4 protein-coding genes are annotated in these 4,092 nt (G+C 70.7%); 2 read left to right on the top strand and 2 right to left on the bottom strand.

Annotated features, from left to right (window positions below):
* Positions 1-40 precede the first annotated feature (40 nt).
* Both SSQG_RS24770 and SSQG_RS24765 read right to left on the bottom strand, forming a co-directional pair.
* Complete coding sequence (locus SSQG_RS24770; RefSeq protein WP_078506909.1) at positions 41-1,033, bottom strand: DeoR/GlpR family DNA-binding transcription regulator; 993 nt, start codon at positions 1,031-1,033, stop codon at positions 41-43.
* 166 nt (positions 1,034-1,199) lie between these two features.
* Positions 1,200-2,648 (bottom strand): NAD(P)H-quinone dehydrogenase, encoded by a 1,449-nt coding sequence (locus SSQG_RS24765; RefSeq protein ID WP_039933550.1) that lies wholly within the window; start codon positions 2,646-2,648, stop codon positions 1,200-1,202.
* A 95-nt stretch (positions 2,649-2,743) separates the two neighbouring features.
* On the opposite strand from SSQG_RS24765, the gene SSQG_RS24760 reads away from it, so the two are divergent.
* Together SSQG_RS24760 and SSQG_RS24755 are read left to right on the top strand one after the other, a co-directional pair.
* Positions 2,744-3,181, top strand: coding sequence for a gamma-glutamylcyclotransferase (locus tag SSQG_RS24760; RefSeq protein ID WP_003992583.1), 438 nt, complete (start codon positions 2,744-2,746; stop codon positions 3,179-3,181).
* Between the two features lie 104 nt (positions 3,182-3,285).
* Positions 3,286-4,092: purine-nucleoside phosphorylase (locus tag SSQG_RS24755; protein ID WP_003992582.1), on the top strand; the 807-nt coding region annotated here is incomplete at its 3' end.

Below are 4,092 nucleotides of genomic sequence, written 5' to 3'. Positions count from 1 at the left end.
AGTTCCTGACAACCAACAGCAACTCAGCCCACCGTCGGTCTCACCGCCGCCGCAGATCAGCCACCCGAGCCCGCTCAGCCCCAGCCCCCTGCTCCCCCAACATCGCAGCGGACCGCAACCCACCCGCGGCACCCCCACCCCCCGGCACCTGCCTCCGAGGCCCCGGCAACGGCACATCCCGCCGCTGCTGCTGACGCGCCGGGACGGCATCACCCCCGGCCCCGGGCCCCCCTACCCCGGCCGAACCCCCCTGCCCACCGGCCACGGCGATCTGCACCCCTTGGTCGGCCAACGCCTGCAGCTCCGTGGCCGCACGGTCGTCATGCGCGGGCGGCTCATCCGTCACGAGGCGCGTGATGAGATCCGTCGGCACGGTCTGGAACATCGTGTCGGTGCCCAGCTTGCCGTGGTCGGCGAGGACCACGACCTCCGCCGCGGCCTGCACCAGCGCCCGGTCGACGGACGCCGACAGCATGTTGGACGTGGACAGCCCGCGCTCCGCGGTCAGCCCGCTCCCGGACAGGAACGCCCGCGACACCCGCAGCCCGTGCAGGGACTGCTCGGCACCACTGCCGACCAGGGCGTAGTTCGAACCGCGGAGCGTCCCACCGGTCATCACGACCTCGACCCGGTTGGCATGGGCCAGCGCCTGCGCCACCAGCAGCGAGTTGGTGACGACGGTCAGCCCGGGCACCCGGGCGAGCCGGCGGGCCAGCTCCTGGGTGGTCGTACCCGCCCCGACCACGATCGCCTCGCCCTCTTCCACGAAGTTCGCGGCGAGGTCGGCGATGGCGGTCTTCTCGGCGGTCGCGAGATGAGACTTCTGCGGAAAGCCGGACTCCCGCGTGAAACCGCCCGGCAGTACCGCACCGCCGTGCCGGCGGTCGAGGAGTCCTTCTGCCTCCAGTGCGCGCACGTCCCGCCGTACGGTCACTTCGGAGGTCTGGACGACGCGGGCGAGCTCACGGAGCGACACGGCTCCGTTCGCTCGCACCATTTCGAGGATCAATTGGCGACGTTCTGCAGCGAACACGAAACTGACAGTAACGCCAGCGACCGTCTGCTTTCAGCAGTTTGCGCTGAATAGCAGAAGATGTTCGCACCGAGCAGCCCGAAGTGGTATAGGGCCTAGTCCCGCCGCTTATGCCGTACGAATGGTCGAACACTCCCCGTGACCAGCGAGGAGTCGGTTCGCGGCCTCAGCCCTCGCCGGTCTCCTTGCGCGTGTGCAACTGCCGTGCCACCTCGGCGATCGAGCCCGACAAGGAGGGATACACGGTGAAGGCGTTCGCGATCTGTTCGACCGTCAGGTTGTTGTCGACCGCGATCGAGATGGGGTGGATCAGTTCCGAGGCGCGCGGCGCGACGACCACACCGCCGACCACGATGCCCGTGCCCGGCCGGCAGAAGATCTTGACGAAGCCGTCGCGGATGCCCTGCATCTTGGCGCGCGGGTTGCGCAGCAGCGGCAGTTTCACGACCCGGGCGTCGATCTTCCCGCCGTCGACGTCGGCCTGGGTGTAGCCGACGGTGGCGATCTCCGGGTCGGTGAAGACGTTCGACGACACGGTCTTCAGGTTCAGCGGGGCCACGGCGTCGCCCAGGAAGTGGTACATGGCGATACGGCCCTGCATGGCGGCCACGGAGGCGAGGGCGAACACGCCCGTCACGTCACCGGCCGCGTACACGCCCGGAGCGGTCGTACGCGACACCTTGTCGGTCCAGATGTGGCCGGACTCGCGCAGCCTGACCCCGGCGTCCTCCAGCCCCATGCCGGCGCTGTTGGGCACGGCACCGACGGCCATCAGACAGTGCGACCCGGTGATGACACGCCCGTCGGAGAGCGTCACCTCGACCCGGTCCCCGACCCGCTTGGCGGACTGCGCCCGGGAACGACCCATGACGTTCATGCCGCGCCGCCGGAAGACGTCCTCCAGCACGGCGGCCGCGTCCGGGTCCTCGCCCGGCAGCACGCGGTCCCGCGACGACACGAGCGTCACCCTCGACCCCAGCGCCTGGTAGGCACCCGCGAACTCGGCACCGGTCACACCCGACCCGACCACGATCAGCTCCTCGGGGAGCTCGTTCAGGTCGTACACCTGGGTCCAGTTCAGGATCCGCTCGCCGTCCGGGAGGGCGTCGGGCAGCTCACGCGGATGCCCGCCGGTGGCGATAAGCACGGCATCCGCCGTCAGGGTCTCCTCGCTCCCGTCGGCGGCGCGCACCACGACCTTCCGCGACCCGTCGAGCGCCTGCATGCCCTCCAGCCGCCCCCGCCCCCGCAGGACACGCGCACCGGCGCGCGTCACGGAGGCGGTGATGTCGTGCGACTGGGCGAGCGCGAGCCGCTTCACACGCCGGTTGACCTTGCCCAGGTCCACGCCCACCACCCGGGCGGCCTGCTCCATGGGCGGGGTGTCGTCGGCGACGATGATCCCCAGCTCGTCGTACGACGAGTCGAAGGTGGTCATCACCTCGGCCGTGGCGATCAGGGTCTTCGACGGTACGCAGTCGGTGAGCACCGACGCCCCGCCCAGACCGTCGCAGTCGACGACGGTCACCTCCGCGCCGAGTTGAGCGGCCACCAGCGCCGCTTCGTATCCGCCGGGTCCGCCACCGATGATCACGATCCGAGTCACGTACTCCATTGTCCCGCACCCATCAACGTGACGACGCCCGGGGGCCCGCCCGATGCGGCTCTGTTACGCGAGTGACTCCGGGCCACCTGCCGTACCCTCTGTCCATGTCGCTCTACGCCGCGTACGCCGGCAACCTCGACGCGCGGCTGATGACCCGCCGCGCCCCTCATTCGCCGCTGCGCGCCACGGGCTGGCTGAACGGGTGGCGGCTGACCTTCGGCGGCGAGCACATGGGCTGGGAGGGTGCCCTGCCGACGATCGTCGAGGACCCCGTCTCCCAGGTCTTCGTCGCGCTGTACGACATCGCCCCCATGGACGAGGAGTCACTCGACCGCTGGGAGGGGGTGGGCCTCGACATCTACCGCCGGACCCGCGTACGGGTGCACACCCTGGACGGAGAGGAGCCGGCGTGGGCCTTCGCCCTGAACGCGTACGAGGGCGGCCTGCCCTCCGCCCGCTACCTGGGTGAGATCGCCGACGCGGCCGAATCGGCCGGAGCCCCTCACGACTACGTCATGGAACTCCGCAAGCGCCCCTGCTGACGGGCCCCCGTCCGTCCTGTCGTTGGAAACGACAAGACAACGATCGCGACCCCGTGAGCTCCACCATCTACGCGCGTAGGCCATCAGCGGCTACTCTCGACGGCGTGAACGCATCTCTTCTTCCGGACGACATCCAGGGCGACCCGCACACGGCCGCCGACGCCGCCGCGGCCCGCCTGCGCGAACTCACGGGCGCCGAGACCCACGACGTCGCCCTCGTGATGGGCTCCGGCTGGGCCCCGGCCGTGGACGCCCTCGGCGCCCCCGAGGCCGAGCTCCAGGTCACCGAGCTGCCCGGTTTCCCGCCGCCGGCGGTGGAAGGGCACGGCGGCAAGATCCGCTCCTACCGGATCGGCGACAAGCGCGCCCTGGTCTTCCTCGGCCGCACGCACTACTACGAGGGCCGCGGCGTGGCGGCCGTCGCCCACGGTGTCCGCACCGCGGTGGCGGCCGGCTGCAAGACGATCGTGCTCACCAACGGCTGCGGCGGCCTGCGCGAGGGCATGCGCCCCGGCCAGCCGGTCCTGATCAGCGACCACATCAACCTCACCGCCACGTCGCCCATCGTCGGCGCGAACTTCGTCGACCTCACCGACCTCTACTCCCCGCGCCTGCGCGCGCTGTGCAAGGAGGTCGACCCCACGCTGGAGGAGGGCGTCTACGCCCAGTTCCCCGGCCCGCACTACGAGACGCCGGCCGAGATCCGTATGGCTCGCGTGATCGGTGCGGACCTGGTGGGCATGTCGACGGTCCTCGAGGCGATCGCCGCGCGGGAGGCGGGGGCGGAGGTTCTCGGTATCTCCCTCGTGACCAACCTCGCCGCGGGGATGACCGGGGAGCCGTTGAACCACGAGGAGGTTCTCCAGGCGGGCCGTGACTCCGCGACGCGGATGGGGTCGCTGCTGGCGCAG

This window comes from Streptomyces viridochromogenes DSM 40736, assembly GCF_000158955.1.
In the GTDB taxonomy this organism is placed as follows: domain Bacteria; phylum Actinomycetota; class Actinomycetes; order Streptomycetales; family Streptomycetaceae; genus Streptomyces; species Streptomyces venetus.
The sequence above is the reverse complement of the archived record's forward strand: the minus strand, read 5'-3'. Positions and strand labels throughout refer to the sequence as shown.